The sequence below is a fragment of the Reichenbachiella carrageenanivorans genome (genome assembly GCF_025639805.1).
In the GTDB taxonomy this organism is placed as follows: Bacteria; Bacteroidota; Bacteroidia; order Cytophagales; family Cyclobacteriaceae; genus Reichenbachiella; species Reichenbachiella carrageenanivorans.
Genome location: NZ_CP106735.1, coordinates 4282944 through 4300827, shown reverse-complemented (window position 1 = coordinate 4300827; position 17884 = coordinate 4282944). Strand labels below are relative to the sequence as shown.

The following is a 17884-nucleotide window of genomic DNA, read 5'->3' as shown; positions in this document are numbered from 1 at the left end:
TTTGATATCGATTTATTTTGGTGAAACAATCGAGCATTCACTAGACCCGTTAGGTTAGGTTTGCTATTGGTTTTATTATAAAAAGCCTTGTGTAGTAAAATTAGTAATATTTGATAATGATTGGATAGAAGCTTGTTTTTTCAACGAAAGTTCAATTATACTTAAAACTTCATCTTGAAATAATTATATTAAGTAGCCGATATTAATCTGTTTTTATGCTGAATTGAGGCTTGATCTATTATGAGAAATGAGGGGTAAAACTTTAACTCAGGAAGTGGCATAGCCCTTAAGGCTCATTATCTTCGCTCAAAAAAACTGTGATTACACTTTTCTCATACGAGCTCACTTATCTGTCTTTTGCTGCTTTTTTACTTACGGGTTTGCTTATCGGAATGTCCAAAACAGGAGTGCATGGTATGAATATGATTGCAGTGCCCTTGCTGGCGGCTACTTTTGGCGGCAAGGAGTCTAGTGGACTCATGTTGCCCATGCTTATCATGGCGGATGTTTTTGGGGTAGCCTATTACCATCGGCATGCCGAATGGAAGTACCTGGTTAAGCTGTTTCCATGGGCCATAGTGGGTGTACTGCTGGGCACTTGGACCGGCAACTATATCGACGATCAGCTTTTTCGTACCATTATGGGCGTCATTATTTTCGCGAGTTTGGCTATCATGATTTGGCTAGAAAAAGTCAGCAAGGACAAGATTCCTGACTATTGGTGGTTTGCTATGCTGCTGGGTATAGCTGCAGGGTTCACTACCATGGTGGGCAATCTGGCAGGCAGTGCCATGGCACTCTACCTGCTTTCTATGCGTTTGCCAAAAAACGAATTTATTGGAACGGCCGCTTGGTTTTTTATGGCTATCAATTGGTTTAAAGTTCCTTTTCATATCTGGAGTTGGGAGACCATTTCGCTTCATTCTTTCTTGCTCGACCTTACTGCGCTTCCTATGATTGGACTGGGTGCTTACCTTGGTGTAAAAATGATTAAGAAAATGTCTGATCAGGGGTTTCGTTGGTTTATCATGATTATGACGGCTGTAGCTGCCGTATTCATGGTGTTTTGACCACTGGTATAAAAATAAATGGTGCTCAAGTTGTCTTTTTTATCTTCGCCTATATAATAACATATAGTCCCATTTATGAAAAAGATATTTTTGAGTTTACTCACCCTAGCGGCATTGAACGTGCAGGCACAGCAATCTGAACTTGCAATGAAATATGCCAACACCATCACTACCGATGATTTGTTTGATTACTTAGGTATTTTGGCCTCAGATGCACTCGAAGGTCGAGAGACTGGCGAACGTGGTCAGCGTATGGCTGCTGCACTGATCAGTCATCATTTTCAAAGTGAGGGGCTTGTTGCTCCTGTGAAAAACGGAGACCAAATGAGCTATTATCAAAATGTGCCATTGGTGTCTTCTAAGATTACAAAGGCCTATTTGAAAATAGGTAAAAAACAATATGATAACTTCAACAAAACAGTATTTGTAGGTACTGGTGTAACCAACGGAGAAATGGATACTCAGATAGTATTTGTAGGCAATGGTGATGCCGCTAACTACGAAGGTATCGACGTAGCTGGCAAAGCAGTCCTTTTGTTTACCGAAAACAATTATAGAAAAACGGTAAGTGCCTCTAAAGTAGCAGCAGAAAAAGGTGCCAAGCTGGTATTGGTAGTGCGTACATCTACCGACGAAATGCTGGAAGAGTTGATCACTTCATACAGAGGCTATCTGGAAGCAGGAAGAATGAGCGTAGATACAGGAATAGAAGCCGACGAATATTTGGGGATGTTTTATACTGCACCTAGTTTGATGAAAGATTTGGTGGGTAAAAACTATGAAAAGCTAAAAGAGCTCACGGACAATGGATCTGTCAGTGAAATTCAAAAAGTGAAACAAGGAAAATTCGCTTTTGGAATCGAAAAGGAAGTTAAAAAAATCAAATCAGAAAATGTGATGGGCTACCTAGAAGGTACTGATCTCAAAGATGAACTGGTAGTGATCACCTCGCATTATGATCACTTAGGAAGAAGAGGAGACAAGATTTTTAACGGTGCTGACGACGATGGATCGGGTACGGCCGGAGTCATGGAATTGGCACAGGCTTTTGCCATGGCAAAAGCAGAAGGAAATGGGCCACGTAGAAGCCTCTTGTTTTTGGCGTTTACTGGAGAAGAGAAAGGTTTGTTAGGTTCAGAGTATTATGCGGATCATCCAGTGTTTCCATTGGCCAATACCATCACGAATCTCAATATGGACATGATTGGTAGAAATGACGAAGACAATTACAAAGACAAAGACTATGTGTGCCTTGTAGGATCAGATAAACTTTCGCAAGAGCTGCATGATATAAGTGAGCAGGTCAACGCTACGTATACCAATCTGGATTTGAACTATGTGTATAATGATGAGAATCATCCAGAGCAAATTTACTATCGATCAGATCACTGGAATTTTGCAAAAAATGGTATTCCAGTTATTTTTTATACCACTGGTTCTCATGATGACTATCACAAGGAAACAGATACCATAGAAAAGATAGAAAAAGATGTGTACTTACAGCGAACCAAATTGGTTTTCTACACAGCCTGGGAATTGGTAAACAGAGATAAACGTCCTGCACTCACTGTAAAGTAGAATCATCAAAATTTTCTAAAACAGAAAGCCCACCAAAGAATTGATCTTGGTGGGCTTTCTGTTTTGTAGGCTAGACTAGCTTTACGGTGTGAAGCTTAAACGTGCCTTATGCAATAAAACTTCTATTCCAGACTTAACTTGTTTAAAGTCAGTCGCTTTGCTATGCTTTCGAAACCTAACTTCCTGATTTATTACGATTTAAGTCCTCATAACGAATCCTATCGTATAAAGCAGATTAAACACTCGCCAATTCAGGTGTTTTTTCTTTCTTTGTAATCACTATTTTCTGCTTGCGTTTGGCTTTTTTCTTGAGCTTATTGATCCAAATGATCGTGCCTGTGATGGGTAGGGAAGTCGCTATCAGACAAGAAATGAAATAAATGATCTTAGTGAAAGTGCTGAATATTTCTCCTGTATGAATCGATCGAATCGAATGCATAATCTGATGGTTGATAGGCTCGTCGGAGAAGAGTTCTTTTTTGGCAACGGCTGCAGTGTACTTGTCTAATTCTACTTTGTCTCTACCTGCCATCGCAAAAAAACCTACTTTGGTTTTGGATATGGATACGGTTTTTTTGTTTGGAGCTGGTAGGTCTATTCGGTAGTCTCCGGTATAGTCTAACTCTGATGCAGCCACTTTCAAATAATCTGCTAGTGATAGTGTGCTAGCTTTAGGTGGTTCAGCGTCTTTCTTTTTCTCGTTGTTGCCTCTAGGTCCACGTGTGGGCTGTTCTACTCCTAGTACATCGTACAACCCACTTCGGTACCAATCGAATGACCAGTAGAGCCCAGTGATCGACATGATCAAGAGAATAATGGCAGAGTAGAACCCGAGGGCATTGTGCAAGTCATGATTGATCCGTTTCCAATTGGCTGTCCATTTTATTTTCAAGCCTTGTCTCCAAGATTTTACTTTTTGAGGAATCCAAATCACCAATCCTGTAATAGTTAAAAACAAAAAGATAACTGTAGCCCATCCTACAATAGGTCGTCCTATTTCTATGTCGAGCATGAGCCATCTGTGTAGCCGAAAGACTATCATGAAAAAGTCGCTGGTGGCAGTCTGGCTACTACCTTTGAATTCTGCAGTATAGGGGTCGATCATGTAGTTAGTTCCTCTGCGTTCGCCTTCTTTGCGGATAGATACGGCATAGGCTTTTTCTGGATCGGCGGGTATGGTGATCGAGGAGGCTTTGCCTGCTCCAGCTTTTTCTTCGACTTTTGCTACGAGTGTTTCTAAAGGCAAAGTAGATGCCCCTTCTGGGACATCTACTTTTAATATACTGGCATCAACAATCTCTTCTATCTCACTGCGAAAAGTGTATATCGTGCCTGTAAGACATACCACGAACAGGATCAGCCCTGCCCCAATGCCCAACCACAAATGAATGTCGTTGAACAGTTTTCTGGTTTTTTGCCAAGGGGTTTTCTTTTTACTTTTAGTCATCTGATCTTGTTCGCTTCTAGTTTTTTAGTAAATACCGATGTAGTAAGAGTCAGCCGCAGATTCGATAGATGCTGCTGCTGTGATGGCATCTGCAGACTCTGAGTTGATGTCAAATTCGTAGATGTATCCTTTTTCGCCTAGTGGAGCTAGTGCCATGTAGAATTTCCCATCTACAGCTACACTGTTTTGGTATTGCTGTAGCCATAGGTTGTCTGGTGTGTTGAGTTTGAGTGCTGTCTCTTTGTAGAGATCCACTCTAGCTACAGACCATACAGCGTCTCCAGTTCCTCCTTGGTCAGAGTTGGCATAAGGCACGTATCCGATACCATTGCCTACATAGAACCAGCCATTAGAGATTGTATTTACACCTAGTTTGTCTGATAGGTTAAATTTAAAAGTCTCATCATACTTACCAGCTGTGATTTTGAGAATGTAAGTATCCTTTGTGTTATTTGGTACGGTGATGATTTGATAAACATCATCTTGCTCGTCTGTATAAGCTACCGTGGTACGGTATCCGTTAGTTGCTCCACCAGCGATGTTTGTAGAAAGGATTGTAGGGTTTTCTAAGCTAGGAAAATCCAATACGAGTGTTTCTACGGTATTGTAAGCTGCATCAGCATTTTCGTCTGGGTTAGAAGGGTCAACTCCTCTTTTGCCCATGCCGTAGTAGATTTTGTCGCCAGATACTACAGGAGCATCGATTCTGAATACATAGTCTCCAGTTGCTTCGTCAGCTGTGGATCTTGGGATTTCAAATTCCACATTGGTACTCATCCCCAAATCTTCTAGGTCTACCAATAGCAGGCGAGCAGTGGCCTTGGTGTATGAGTAATCGCCACTCGTTTCATCGAATACTTGCTCTGTAGCAATAGAGTGCAACATCGCATGCTCATCGTTCAATCTTGTCCATCTTGGATAAGCAGTACCCATGGCAAATTCAATGTTGGTTTTGTCTACTTCTTTATAGTCTTGGCCACCATTGTTTTCAAATTTATAAATACTGCCCCCACCATAGTCTAAGCTGTACATAGTAGCTCCGTCAGACGAAGTAAAAAGTCTTGCCGTACGAGTAGAGGGCACTTCAAAACCAAAGTCCTTGAAAGTAACATCTACATCGCTCGATAGATCGGTGTGGCTTTGTACGTAAGTAGCCGAAGGGTTTCCTGATCCATCTGCAAAGCCAATGGTATATAGCCTTTCGTTGCTGTCTACTTCAGGGTCATTGCCTGATTCGTCGTCACAGCTAAAAGAGGCAAGCAATACACCAGCGACTAGTGCTTTGCTAAATATGTTTCTTGTTGATTCAAACATTGTATTTGTTATTATTGATTTTAAAAAATATTGTAAGTGAACTTTCCGTAAAATGCTCTTCCGGGTTTTTGTAAAGCCCAGTTGTCAAACACCTGTTCGTTGAAGATGTTTTTGGCATCACAACTTAGGGTGATTTTTTTGCTAGGGAAGGTGTAGGATACGCCTAGATCATGTACTGTTTGGCTAGGAATAATGTCTTTGCCAGCACCTCCTATACCAGGCCAGTTTTTATAAAATTCATGCACATACCCTACGTTGTAATAGGCTGAAAAATGTGCATTTTGTTGAATGAGGTCTTTTTTAGAGTAGCGCAAATTTGAATTGGCAGTGAGGTAAGGTTCATTTCTTAAACGATCCTTGTAGTAGAGATAGGGGGAGCCATTGGCGTCAAATTCTGTGTTGAATCTGGGGTTGGCCAAAGAAAACCCAGTTTTCCATGTCCAGGTGTCTGTGTAGCTATAGCCTAATTCTATGTCGATGCCAGAGCTCAGTACCGAGCTTACGTTTACATAAGTAAAGGTTTCGTCTTGTTGATCTGGTACACCTGGCATGATTCGATCCTGAATTCTTCTATAGAAAACATTGGAGTTGAGAGATACCGCGTGGCCGCTGAAACGATAAGGCCCTAAGTTGAAACCGAGATTGAAATTGACGCTGCGTTCTGGTTTGAGGGCAGAAGAGGCTGATTCTACGTTGTCAGATACATCTCCGAATAGTTCTCTGCTGTTGGGCATTCTCAGGGTGTTTTCTCCAGATGCGAGTAGGATGGTGTTGGGCCATAGTTCATAAGAAAGAGCTAAGCCATAGCCAGAATTGTTGGACTGAGCATCGTATGAGTTGATGACTATGTTATTGCTGTTGTCTTGGGTGGGCTCGTTCATCTCTACATCCTGTGCATAAAACTTGTAAAAGAGGGAGGACTTGAGTCGTTCACCAAAGGCCTGATAATCCCACGAGACCCCTAGGAGATTTTTCCAAAGCATACGGCTGTCCGTTAGGTCTTGTAGTAGTTGAGGATCGAGTGCATCATGCGATCTTCGAGTGAAATGGGTAGAGAGTATATTGGCAGACAAGCGGCTCTTTTTGCCCAATTGATACGCTACATTGAGACGAGCTGTATATTTTTCTTCATTGTCTTTGTTTAGGGTAGAGTCGCCGCCTTCTCCACCTCCTAGCCAGCGGTAATAGTCACCAGTATTGGGGTTGACAGTTCTTTCTCCTAGCCAGTTGTACATGTAGTCTACTGTGTCCACAAGGTTTCGATGGAGTTTAGAATATGAAGCAAAGAAGTTTACATCTAGCCCTGAGGTGAGCAGATCTTTCTTTATATACGTGGCTTGGATCATGTTTGTACTTTGGCCTACCCATCGATTGCCATATACGATTTCCATCGTAGTGGCATGTTGGATGTCTTTGCGCATATCAGAGACTAGCACACCAATAAAAGCCTGATCAGCCCACTTTACATCAGTAAAACCGAGATCGAATTTTATCCCTTTGGATTCATAACTGTCGTGAAATCTTTTGGTGGTCACGTGTTGATCCTTGCCTCGGTCGTCTACTACATATACATTATCTCCCCAGACTTTGTAGCTATTGTCTGAGTAGTTGTAGAAGGTAGATACTTTACTTGTTAGCCCTGAATTTTCAGTTCTAAATGCGCCGTTTATACTGGCCTGATGTGTGTTGAATGATCCGTAAGAGTAGGAGACATTGAGTGTGTTTTTTGAGCTTTGTTTGGTGACCACATTGATGGCTCCACCCATAGCATCTCCGCCAAATTCGGCAGGCACTACGCCTTTATACACCTCTATTCGTTTGATGGCAGATGTGGGAATGCTGTTGAGTGAATAAGATGAGCCATAGTTGTCTATTGGGATGCCATCGATGAAAATTTTGATGGAGCTACCAGACAATCCATTGATGTTGTAGCGTACCCGAGAACCTAATCCGCCTGCTTGTCTGATACGCACACCAGCAGTTTGGTCTAGCACATCGTTGACTTGTATGGATTGGAGCTCCAGATCTTTTGCTTCGATGGCATTTACAGCAAAGCCTTTTTGCTTGAGTAGTGTACTTTCAGATTTGCCATAGACAAATACTTCGTCCATCTCCTTGGTGTCTTCTTGTAGCTGTATAGTTACCTCCAGCTCTTGTCCTGCGCGTAGCGTATGCGATTTGCTTTGTTTTTGATAACCAATACCACTGATGTGGAAGGTATGCGTACCCGCTTTTAATTCCTTGATTGAAAAAATGCCATTGACGTTTGTTGCAGCACCTATGCCTGTGTCGTTTAGTCGGATACTGATACCAGGCACGGGTTCATTGTTGCTATCGAGCACGACCCCTCGCACACTGCTATTTTGCGATTTTGCCACATGGGCAAATATCAAAAGGCCAATAAAGAGGGATAGAGTTGTATTCTTCAACGCTTATTTAGACTAGTTAAAAATAACGAGCGCAAACATAAGTATCTCAAGTACAGAAGTCAATCACTAGTTGTAGTGGTTTTGCACTTTTTAGCTCATAAGCTTTAGGCGTTTGAGATTTAGATTTTGTCTATAACTTAGTGGTTTCAAAAATATATATACAGGTATGAAAGTATTGATGGTTAGTTTGGCGCTGTTGTTTGTTGTCTTATCTACTCATGCCCAGGTAGGGAAAGCATTTCCATTGGTGGAGGGGGAGAACCTAAACTATACGGAAGTGAATCTTCCTGAAGATACAGAGGGTAAATATACCTTGGTAGCGGTTGCTTTCTCCAGAGTTTCGGAGCAGGATTTAATGGCTTGGTCGGACCCTATCTACAATCATTTTATTCGAAAGCCAGATGAAGGGCAGTTGTTTGCCTTTGAGTATGAGCTAGATGTTTACTTCTTGCCTTTGATCACAGGAGCCAAAAAGTTGGGCTATAAATCTGTAATGAATGAAATGCAAACGACGGTGGATTCTCTACTACATCAGCATGTGCTTTTTTATGAAGGCAAATCCAAGCATTATCGTCAACCGCTTTATTACAAAGGAGAAGACGTCCCTTATTTCTATGTCATCAATCCTGAGGGCAATATTGTATATGCCACTAGAGGCAAATACAACTCAGAAGTTTTTCAGAAAATAATCAATGCTGTAGAACCAGCTATTAAATAAACCAATATGAAATATATCCTAAGTACCCTATTAGCCATGAGTTTTACCTGGGCATCCGCCCAAGTAGGAGATGTTTTTCCTTTGATGGAAGGAGAGAGTTTGAGATACGACACGGTCAATATACCAGCCGACCTGAATGGTAAGTACAGTTTGATTGCTTTAGCTTTTTCTAAGAAATCAGAAGAAGATCTCGGGTCTTGGTTCAACCCTATGTACAATCAGTTTCTTGTGGAGCCAGACCCCAATGCATTTTTTAGCTTTGAGTATGACCTTAATCTTTACATCATACCCATGTTTACAGGAGCCAAACGCGCCGCTTATAAAAGTACCATGCGCAAAGTGCAAGAGACTGTAGCGCCAGAGCTTCAACCTTATGTGTTGTTTTACAAGGGTACATTGAAGGATTACAAAGAAGCCTTGAATTTTGATGGTAAAGATTTACCGTATTTTTATGTATTAGACCCAGAAGGCAAGATCATCTATACTACTTCTGGAAAATACAGCCGAACCAAGATGCAAGAAATTGTAGATATATTAGAACCAGCAGCAAAGGACTAAAAAAATCTCGGACAAACTATTGCTTACTTGTCAGTAGTTTGTCCGTTTTAGTTTCTGTCCTGTAGAGCATCTCTGCAGTGACTGAGCGAAACTCTTCTTGTTTGGCGTTTCTGATTTTCACTTCTACCACATTCCAGTCCGATGCCCATCCACGATATACATTGTTGAGGTAGATCACCTTCAGTTTGTGCAGGCCTTTGGCTAGAGCTTTGGAGCCATCGTTTTGCGAGAAGCGTTTCACATAGCCGTCGTTGTCTACCACCAGTGCGTCGTCTATCCATACCTGATCCTGATTGCTAGAGAAGAAGTATACGCCATCTTCGGGAATGTCGATATATCCTTCTATAATTTCGGCTCGGAATCTATTTTCATCAATCACAAACCCCCAATACAAAGTTTTGTTGGCCTGACTTAGTGAGTCGATGGTGTTTTCACTCCATTCACTAGCGGTATTTAGGCTTTCGGTATTCAGAAATTTACCGTGGGCAGTTTTGGTAACTAGCCCCGATTTTACCTGATCGGCAGCTACTGCAGGAGCAAGTGTTTGTTTCTCTACTTGGATGGTGCGTACACGGCTCATTTTGCCTTGTGCCAATACCGAGGCGATTTTCACAATACCGTCTGTGTCTAATACGAGTGGAGTATCATAACTTTTGGATTTTAATGTGGGCTCAGAGCCATCGAGAGTATATACCATCCTGTCCACAGGCCGTGGCGTGGTGAAAGTCAAAACAGCGCTATCCAAAAAGGCGATTTGCTTGGTAGGGCCTTCTGGCAATGGGATATAGTATTCGATATCATGCCCATCCATTCTTACCATTTGGTTGTTGATTCGACGTTCGAAATCTGCATAGTCTTTGTTGGCTTTGGCTGTCCAGGTCAGTTCAGCAAGCGCTATGGCTCTTGGGTACATGCGGTATTCCGTCAATGTTTCATCATAAATGTATTCGCCCCACATGGTGGTTTGCGCGCCGAGTATATGATGCGCTTTGGAGGAGTCTATGCCAGCGGGAATAGGCTCATAGCCATATATTTTGGATAGCGGTAAGTGGCCTCCAATAGACACCGGATCTATTTTGTAATCACCCTCATACTTGTCGAGATACATCCAAGCACCTGGCGCCATCACTACGTCGTTTTCGGCATTGGCTGCAGCTATGCCGCCTTCTTCGCCACGCCAAGACATGATATTGGCAGAATCTGAGATGCCTCCTTCGAGTATTTCGTCCCAACCGATCATTTGCTTGCCCTGTATTTTTAGCACGTTTTCCATTCTGGTCATGAAGTAACTTTGTAGTTCGTGCTCATCGTGTAGGTTTTCTGATTTGATTCTGGCCTGACAGTGTGGGCAGGCTTTCCATCTGTCTTTGGGTGATTCGTCTCCGCCCATGTGCACATAGTCATAGGGGAATAGAGGAATAATTTCTTCGAGCACTTCTTCTAGAAAGGTGAACACTTCATCTTTCCCTGCGCAGAACACGTCCGTTTCCACCCCCCAAATAATTCTAGGAGTAAAAGGGCCACCAGTGCACGAGAGCTCTGGGTAAGCGGAGAGTGCCGCGAGTGCATGTCCGGGCATTTCTATTTCAGGGATTACATCAATGTATCTTTCGGCGGCGTAGGCTACTACTTCTTTGATCTCTTCTTGGGTATAGTATCCTGAGTGGGTAGAGCCATCAGCTTCCGTTCGGGTAGCACCTGCCGAGATCAGCTTGGGATGTTTTTTTATTTCTATTCTCCAGCCCTGATCATCGGTGAGGTGCCAGTGAAATTTATTGATTTTGAATATCGACAGCATATCCAAATGCTTTTTGACCTCGTCGAGCGAAATGAAATGGCGACAAACATCTAAATGGTATCCGCGCCACGAAAATCGTGGTTCGTCTATGATGCTTACTGCTGGGAGAGACCATTCTATATTACTCACTAGTGTGCTAGATTCCACTTCAGCGGGTAATAGTTGTAGTAGAGTGAGCATGCCATAGTAGGCTCCCTGTGCCGTTTTGGCTTTGATTGATATGCTTTGAGGAGTGGCATCGAGTGTGTAGCCTTCATCATTCACAGTCAGGCTGGGATCTATGGACCATTGGATGAAATTGGCTTTTGTTGCAGATGCTTGTATGCTCAGGTTGTAGCCAGTAGACTTTTGCAACTTAAGAGCAAAAAATCGGGCTATTTGTTGGAGTTGGGAGGTGCTGTCTACGACTAGTGTCGTTTGGTTGTTTAATGAAAAAGTCCCATTGCCAATTGTTAATTCTAAGGGTTTTGGGGTGATGTTGATCCCTTTGTTGTAAGAGGCAGGCGTATATTTTTGCTGGCAGCCAACTGATAGGGCAACTACAAGGGCAATGGTTAAAAGGGTTCCGGTCTTCATACTTTTGTCACTTCGCGTATTATAATTCTTTCGATAAGACTACAGACAAATGAAGTTTTGCGGAATTTAATTAGCTGAATGGGGACTGATTGGAGCTAAGAAGTGAGAAGTGCTGGTGAATGAATCAAGAAATGTAGGCGTAAGAAAAGTATACTGATACGTAAATCCTTTAGGATTAAATCAATAATCTTGTGTTTTGTCACCAAATAAATACTTCTCGCATGCAAGTGCCCTTTGTAGATTTGAAAGTGCAACATGAGTCCATTAAGCCTGAGTTGGATGCGGCCATTGCCGAGGTATTGATGCATTCCGTTTTTGTAGGGGGACATTGGGTGCAGGATTTTGAGTCCGCTTTCGCTCAGTACATAGGGGTGGAGCATAGTGTGAGCTGTGGCAATGGCACAGATGCACTTGAGCTAGCACTACAAGCCTTGAATATAGGTGCTGGTGATGAGGTAGTCGTGCCTGCCATGACCTGGATTTCTACAGCAGAGGTGGTGTCTACGGTAGGTGCTAAGCCAGTGTTTGCAGACGTACTGCCCGATAAGTTTACTATCGATCCTGCGGCAATTGAAGAAAAAATCACCACGCATACCAAAGCGATTATACCAGTTCATTTTTATGGAAGGGCTGCTGAAATGGATCAAATTTTGGCTATTGCCAAAAAATACAATCTCAAAGTGATCGAAGATTGTGCCCAAGCTCATGGAGCGGAGCATAACGGGCAGCGAGTGGGATCGTTTGGTGATATGGCGGCGTTTAGTTTTTATCCGAGCAAGAATTTGGGAGCCTTGGGCGATGCAGGAGGTGTGGTGACACGAAGCGCTGCATTGGCGCAAGCTTGTAGGGTCATTGCCAACCACGGCCAGGATATGAAGAACCGTCACCTAAGAGAAGGACGAAATAGTAGGATGGATACGCTGCAGGCAGCTATTCTCAGTGTGAAACTCAAATACCTAGAGCCGTGGACTGATTCACGCATTTCTATTGCCAGATATTACAATGAACAACTAGCTGACTTGCCTATAGAAACCCCACTTATAGAGGAAGAGCATCGACAGGTATTTCATTTGTATGTGATACAAGTGGCCGATAGAGATTGGGTTGGTAGGCAACTGGCCGATAGAGGAGTGGCAACTCAAGTTCACTATCCAGCATCCTTGCCTGCGCTTATTCCTTATCAAGTGCATCATCAGCCTTCGGACTATCCCGTGGCGCAAAAACTGGGTGTTAGGGGGCTATCATTACCAATGTATCCTGAGCTTACTCGAGTACAACAAGATTACGTGATAGCTATGCTGAGAGAAGTATTGAAAGGATAATTTATACATTAAAACGAGACTGTATCAAAAGCACATAGCATGATGGTTTTGTTGACTGTTGAAACAGCCTCGCTTGTGAGGGATTTGTTAATCAATTAAGAGACATCTATTTTACTGATGTCGATCCCTAAGGCTTTGGCTACACCCTCTCCATATTTCGGGTCTGCTTTGTAGCAATTTTTGATGTGCCTTTCTTGGATCATTTGCTCAGCACCACCGATCTGGCGGGCAGTGTTGTCAAACAGTACTTGTTGCTGTTCGGGGGTCATGATGTTGAACAAATTGCCTGGCTGTGTATAATAGTCGCTGTCATCTTCTCTGTAGTCGTAATGCTGTGTGGCTCCATCCAAATCGAGTTTGGGCTCGGCGTGTTCCTTGCTCTCTGCCCATTGGCCATAGCTATTGGGCTCGTAGTGCAAAGTATCTCCTTCGTTGCCATCTACTCGCATGGCTCCATCTCTGTGTGGGTTGTGAAAAGGACACTTCGGCTTGTTTACAGGGATTTGATAATGGTTGACTCCTAGGCGATAACGCTGTGCGTCTCCATAAGAAAATAAGCGACCTTGTAGCATTCGGTCTGGCGAGAAACCAATGCCTGGTACCACGTTGGCTGGGTTGAAGGCGGCCTGCTCTACGTCTGCAAAATAATTCTCAGGGTTTCTATTGAGCTCCATCACTCCCACGTCGATGAGTGGGTAGTCTTCGTGTGGCCATACTTTCGTTAAATCAAAAGGGTGGAAGCGATAGGTCTTCGCATCAGCTTCAGGCATGATTTGTACTTTTAGGTGCCATTTTGGGAAGTCCCCATTTTCAATGGAATCAAACAAATCTCGCTGATGACTCTCTCTGTCTTTGCCTATTATTTTTTCTGCTTCTTCATCAGAAAGATTGGCGATGCCTTGGTCTGTTTTGAAGTGAAATTTGACCCAGTATCTTTCATTGGCAGCATTGATAAAACTAAAGGTATGGCTGCCGTACCCGTTCATATGTCGGTAAGACTTAGGGATGCCCCTTTCGCTCATGGTGATGGTGATTTGGTGCAGCGCCTCGGGTAGAAGCGTCCAAAAGTCCCAGTTGTGATTGGCGCTTCTTAGATTCGTTTTGGGGTCTCGTTTTACGGCCTTGTTTAGATCTGGGAATTTGTATGGGTCTCTCAGAAAGAAAACTGGCGTATTGTTTCCTGCCAAGTCCCAGTTGCCTTCTTCTGTGTAGAACTTCATGGCAAATCCTCTAATGTCTCGCTCAGCATCGGCGGCGCCTCTTTCACCTGCTACAGTAGAGAATCGTACAAAAACGTCGGTCTTTTTGCCTACTTCAGAAAATATTTTGGCTTTGGTATAGGCAGAGATATCGTGAGTAACGGTAAAGGTACCGAAGGCGCCAGAGCCTTTGGCGTGCATCCTTCGTTCGGGAATCACTTCTCTATCGAAGTGTGCTAGTTTTTCTAAAAACCAATAATCCTCTAACATCATGGGGCCTCTTTTGCCCGCGGTTTGAACATTTTGGTTTTCTGCAATGGGTCGTCCAGAGACCGAGGTGAGTTTTTTCTTTTCGTCTGACATGTTTTTGATGTTTTGCAGCTGCTAGGGCAGCGATTGTTAGCGTTTAGTTGGACTATTAATTTACAATACATTCAGGTAAATGAGTAGCCCGATGGGTGAAATTTGTAAATTTTATAATCGATTGGAGAAGAGAAGTGCCTCAGTTGAAGGTTGTGTTTTACGTATTGTTGTAGTTTTGTTTTATTGAATAATAAGCAAAGTAGCCTGTAGCCGTACGGCCTTATTATTTAATCGGCCAGAAAAAAATAACGCAGTGAAAATCAAACAAAAAAGAAAACTAGTTGCCTATCTGGATACCCTTGACCAACCTGTCAGGTACAATCCATTTGTATTTAGCCGTAATTTTATTTTATGGGCTGTGTTGGGCTTGCTAGGAGGTGTGATTGCTGGTGTGTATTGGATCGTGCTGGAGGCCTTGATGCATAAGATTGCCGTATTCGATGGATGGCATGTCATCCCTGTGATGGCTATTTGTGGACTGTTGGCAGGCTTGATTATTCATTTCATTGGAGATCCAGGTGAAATCCATTTGATTGTTAATAATATCAGGTTCAATAAAGGCAAGTTAGATCCTAAAAACAACCCTTCTATGATTCTGTCGTCGTTGCTATGCGTGGCTTCTGGTGGTAGTTTGGGGCCAGAGGCTCCATTGGTGCAGGTGACAGGATCTACTGGTACTTGGCTTGGCAAAATGTTTAGATTGAAAGGCGAAGAATTGCGCTCGTTGAGTATAGCGGGCATGGCTTCTGGGTTTACGGCATTGTTTGGCGCACCTTTAGGTGGGAGTTTGTTTGCGCTAGAAATCCTACATCATAAACATGCGGTGGAGTACTACAAAGCCATTATTCCAGCATTGGTGGCCAGTAGTTTTAGCTATGTCATTTTTGCGATTATTATCCATTTAGGATTAGGAGCTGTTTGGGATTTGTCTACTTATGAGTACTCGGGGGTGTTTGATTTTGGCTATGCCGTACTATTTGCTATTACAGCTACTGTAGTAGGTTGGGGTTTTATATACTGCACCAAGTTTTTTAAACGGCTGTTTGAATATCGACCTATGCCTATTTATGTGAAGACACTCGTGGGAGGCTTGCTTCTAGGGGCGATTGCCTATTATTTTCCACTTACACGGTACTTTGGTCATCATCAAATCAATGCCTTGTTGGTAGAGGAGCTGCCAGTCAAGTTGTTGTTGGCAATACTCGTGTTCAAGATTCTGGCTATTGCGATCACCGTGACCTCAGGGTGGCGTGGTGGCTTTATCATTCCGTTGTTTTTTGTGGGTGCTACGCTGGGGTTGATTATTCATTACTACTTTCCCGAAACACCACTTACACTCACCATTATTAGTTGTATGGCAGGGATCAATGCTTGTGTGACTCGTACGCCGATGAGTACCACCATTTTGCTGGCTACACTGACGGGCTTTTCTTATTTCATACCTATTTTGTTCGCCAGTCTTACAGGCTATTTTTTAGCTCCTAAAGTTCCTTTCATTAGCTCTCAAATGGAAAAAAAGTAAAAAGGACTGTGTAGATATAAGAAAATGCAGTCGCTTCCATCCAAGAAACGACTGCTGTTCTACACTTACCAATTGTCGTTAGGCTATACCGATTTGTTGATCCGTTTCAGTTCTCGTTCTAGGTTTTTAATTCTGTTTTCATAGGTGTTGTTGAGCTCGCTGATTTCAGTGTAGTTCACGATTTCCTCGCTGAGTTTCTTCTCGTATTCTGTTTTGCTCTGTTTTAGTCGCTTGCGAAGGTTGTTGTTCACTGTAGTGAGGGCTTCTATTTTTTCATGGGCTTGAGCAATCACGCCTTCTGCCACTTCCTTTTCTTGGTGGGTTTGCCCCAATGCTGAAATGGATTGCTGAACATAGTCGTTGAATTCTGAGATTACAGAGTCTTTGCGCTTCGATGTTTTGACCATAGGTCTGAAGATGAAAAATGCTTCGAGCAAAATCAATAATATAGTACCAGCCAGTAGATAGTACTCAGATGCAGAGAGCTTCTCTACTTTTTCTGAAGCTATGCGGTCGTATTCAAACACGATGTCATTCATGAGTTTGAGGAAGTCTTTTTCATGGTCTGTGATTGACTGAATCGACGCGCTCATTGCCGCATGAAATACAGGATCTGCCAGTTGATTGAAACTTATTTTGTCCAACTCATCTGCTGCTTCATTGATAGAAACAAAATAGGGCTTTATTTGAATGAATAATCGCTGCAAAAACACCGACTCATTCATCTCACTTACGTCTAGTTCTGCATTGCCATACTGTAAGGCCTGATGAGAATCTGTCCATAGCCTAGCGGCATCTTTGAGTTCGTTCTTTGTACGGTTAAACTCCTCATTGGATTTGCTTAAGGGGAGTTTTAGGGCTGCTTTAGTGATTTTCTGGCTGAGCATCCGCTGTCGCCCCGATACGTTGATGATGCGTGAATCTGTTTTGCTGTCGGAGATGGTACGCTGAATCAGAATCTGACTGGATACGATGGCCAAGGTAAGTACACCCAGAAACAGTAGGTATTGAATCGTTAGTTTTTTCATTTTGAAATAATTTAAAATTGGATATTGTAGAACGTGTAGGCAGTTAGATGAAACGATTTTAGTCTTGAAATGATTATTCCGAAGAAAATAAGCAAGATAAGTATTTAGGAAGTGTTTCTTTACCGTCTGCTAGTTTAGTGGTTCAGAAAGTTCATTAGATAGCTTCTGTATTCGTAATAATCAGGATGTTCCAGTACATGTACACGATCTCTGGGGCGTTCAAAAGGGATGGCGAGTTCGTCGCCAATACTGGCAAATGGCCCACTCGTCATCATGATGACGCGGTCGGCCAAAAAGATGGATTCGTCCACGTCATGAGTTACCATGAGCGCTGTTATTTTTTCTTTTTGCCATACCTCTAGTAGGACATCTTGCAGTTCGCCTCGGGTGAGAGAGTCTAGCATGCCAAACGGCTCATCGAGCAGCAATACTTTAGGTTTGAGTGCAAAAGCACGAGCGATGCCTACGCGCTGTTGCATACCCTGGCTAAGTTCGCTGGCACGTTTGTGCATGTCGTTGCCCAGTCCTACTTTGCTCAGGTAGTATTTACAGATGTCTTGTTTTTGGCTTTTGGTGGCATGTGGAAATACTTGCTTTACGCCAATGAGGACGTTTTGCAAGGCAGTGAGCCATGGAAATAAGCTGGGAGACTGAAAAACGACTGCTCGATCTGGTCCTGCACCTCGGATCACTTCGTCATCCACAAGTATCTTCCCTGCACTGATGTCGTTTAGACCAGCAATCATAGATAGTAGGGTGGATTTGCCACAGCCAGAGTGTCCGATGATAGAGATAAACTCTCCTTGTTTTACTCGGAGTTCGAGGTCTGCCAGTACAGTATAGTCACCATTGGGTGTAGGATAGATTTTAGTGAGATCTTGGCAGACCAGTCGATCTGGTCTGGTGTCTGAGATGCCATTCTTTGGCTTCAATTTAATATTTTCTTTTTCTATAATATCCAT

General features: G+C 42.9%; 13 protein-coding genes. 6 read left to right on the top strand and 7 right to left on the bottom strand.

What is annotated here, in order from left to right; translation table 11 throughout:
• Window positions 1-317: 317 nt before the first annotated feature.
• On the top strand, window positions 318-1070 hold the full coding sequence (locus tag N7E81_RS17385; protein WP_263050872.1) for a sulfite exporter TauE/SafE family protein: 753 nt from the start codon (window positions 318-320) through the stop codon (window positions 1068-1070).
• Between the two features lie 75 nt (window positions 1071-1145).
• Window positions 1146-2648 (top strand): M28 family metallopeptidase, encoded by a 1503-nt coding sequence (locus N7E81_RS17380; RefSeq protein ID WP_263050871.1) that lies wholly within the window; start codon window positions 1146-1148, stop codon window positions 2646-2648.
• Window positions 2649-2883: 235 nt separating this feature from the next.
• Here the strand turns inward: N7E81_RS17380 and N7E81_RS17375 are convergent, their stop codons facing one another.
• From N7E81_RS17375 to N7E81_RS17365, 3 genes are read right to left on the bottom strand one after another with little or no spacing between them, the layout of a single operon-like run.
• Window positions 2884-4095, bottom strand: coding sequence for a PepSY-associated TM helix domain-containing protein (locus N7E81_RS17375; protein WP_263050870.1), 1212 nt, complete (start codon window positions 4093-4095; stop codon window positions 2884-2886).
• Between the two features lie 24 nt (window positions 4096-4119).
• On the bottom strand, window positions 4120-5409 hold the full coding sequence (locus N7E81_RS17370) for a hypothetical protein (protein WP_263050869.1): 1290 nt from the start codon (window positions 5407-5409) through the stop codon (window positions 4120-4122).
• A 20-nt stretch (window positions 5410-5429) separates the two neighbouring features.
• Entirely contained in the window at window positions 5430-7787 is a 2358-nt protein-coding gene (locus N7E81_RS17365; RefSeq protein WP_263050868.1) for a TonB-dependent receptor, read from the bottom strand.
• Window positions 7788-8004: 217 nt separating this feature from the next.
• On the opposite strand from N7E81_RS17365, the gene N7E81_RS17360 reads away from it, so the two are divergent.
• Window positions 8005-8556, top strand: coding sequence for a hypothetical protein (locus N7E81_RS17360; protein WP_263050867.1), 552 nt, complete (start codon window positions 8005-8007; stop codon window positions 8554-8556).
• Between the two features lie 6 nt (window positions 8557-8562).
• Window positions 8563-9114, top strand: coding sequence for a mitochondrial ATPase complex subunit ATP10 (locus N7E81_RS17355; RefSeq protein WP_263050866.1), 552 nt, complete (start codon window positions 8563-8565; stop codon window positions 9112-9114).
• Between the two features lie 16 nt (window positions 9115-9130).
• Here N7E81_RS17355 and N7E81_RS17350 read toward each other — a convergent pair whose 3' ends face one another.
• Window positions 9131-11488, bottom strand: coding sequence for a family 20 glycosylhydrolase (locus N7E81_RS17350; protein ID WP_263050865.1), 2358 nt, complete (start codon window positions 11486-11488; stop codon window positions 9131-9133).
• Between the two features lie 221 nt (window positions 11489-11709).
• Here N7E81_RS17350 and N7E81_RS17345 point away from each other — a divergent pair, with 221 nt between their 5' ends.
• Window positions 11710-12810 carry a DegT/DnrJ/EryC1/StrS family aminotransferase gene (locus N7E81_RS17345; protein WP_263050864.1) on the top strand — a complete coding sequence of 367 codons (1101 nt, stop codon included), beginning with the start codon at window positions 11710-11712 and terminating at the stop codon, window positions 12808-12810.
• Window positions 12811-12905: 95 nt separating this feature from the next.
• On the opposite strand, the gene N7E81_RS17340 is transcribed toward N7E81_RS17345, so the two are convergent.
• Complete coding sequence (locus N7E81_RS17340; RefSeq protein WP_263050863.1) at window positions 12906-14372, bottom strand: catalase; 1467 nt, start codon at window positions 14370-14372, stop codon at window positions 12906-12908.
• A 253-nt stretch (window positions 14373-14625) separates the two neighbouring features.
• On the opposite strand from N7E81_RS17340, the gene N7E81_RS17335 reads away from it, so the two are divergent.
• Entirely contained in the window at window positions 14626-15894 is a 1269-nt protein-coding gene (locus N7E81_RS17335; RefSeq protein ID WP_263050862.1) for a chloride channel protein, read from the top strand.
• Window positions 15895-15977: 83 nt separating this feature from the next.
• On the opposite strand, the gene N7E81_RS17330 is transcribed toward N7E81_RS17335, so the two are convergent.
• The gene (locus tag N7E81_RS17330) at window positions 15978-16922 is read right to left on the bottom strand and encodes a type IV pili methyl-accepting chemotaxis transducer N-terminal domain-containing protein (protein WP_263050861.1); all 945 of its coding nucleotides are present in this window, start codon (window positions 16920-16922) and stop codon (window positions 15978-15980) included.
• A gap of 134 nt (window positions 16923-17056) precedes the next feature.
• The gene (locus N7E81_RS17325) at window positions 17057-17884 is read right to left on the bottom strand and encodes an ABC transporter ATP-binding protein (RefSeq protein ID WP_263050860.1); all 828 of its coding nucleotides are present in this window, start codon (window positions 17882-17884) and stop codon (window positions 17057-17059) included.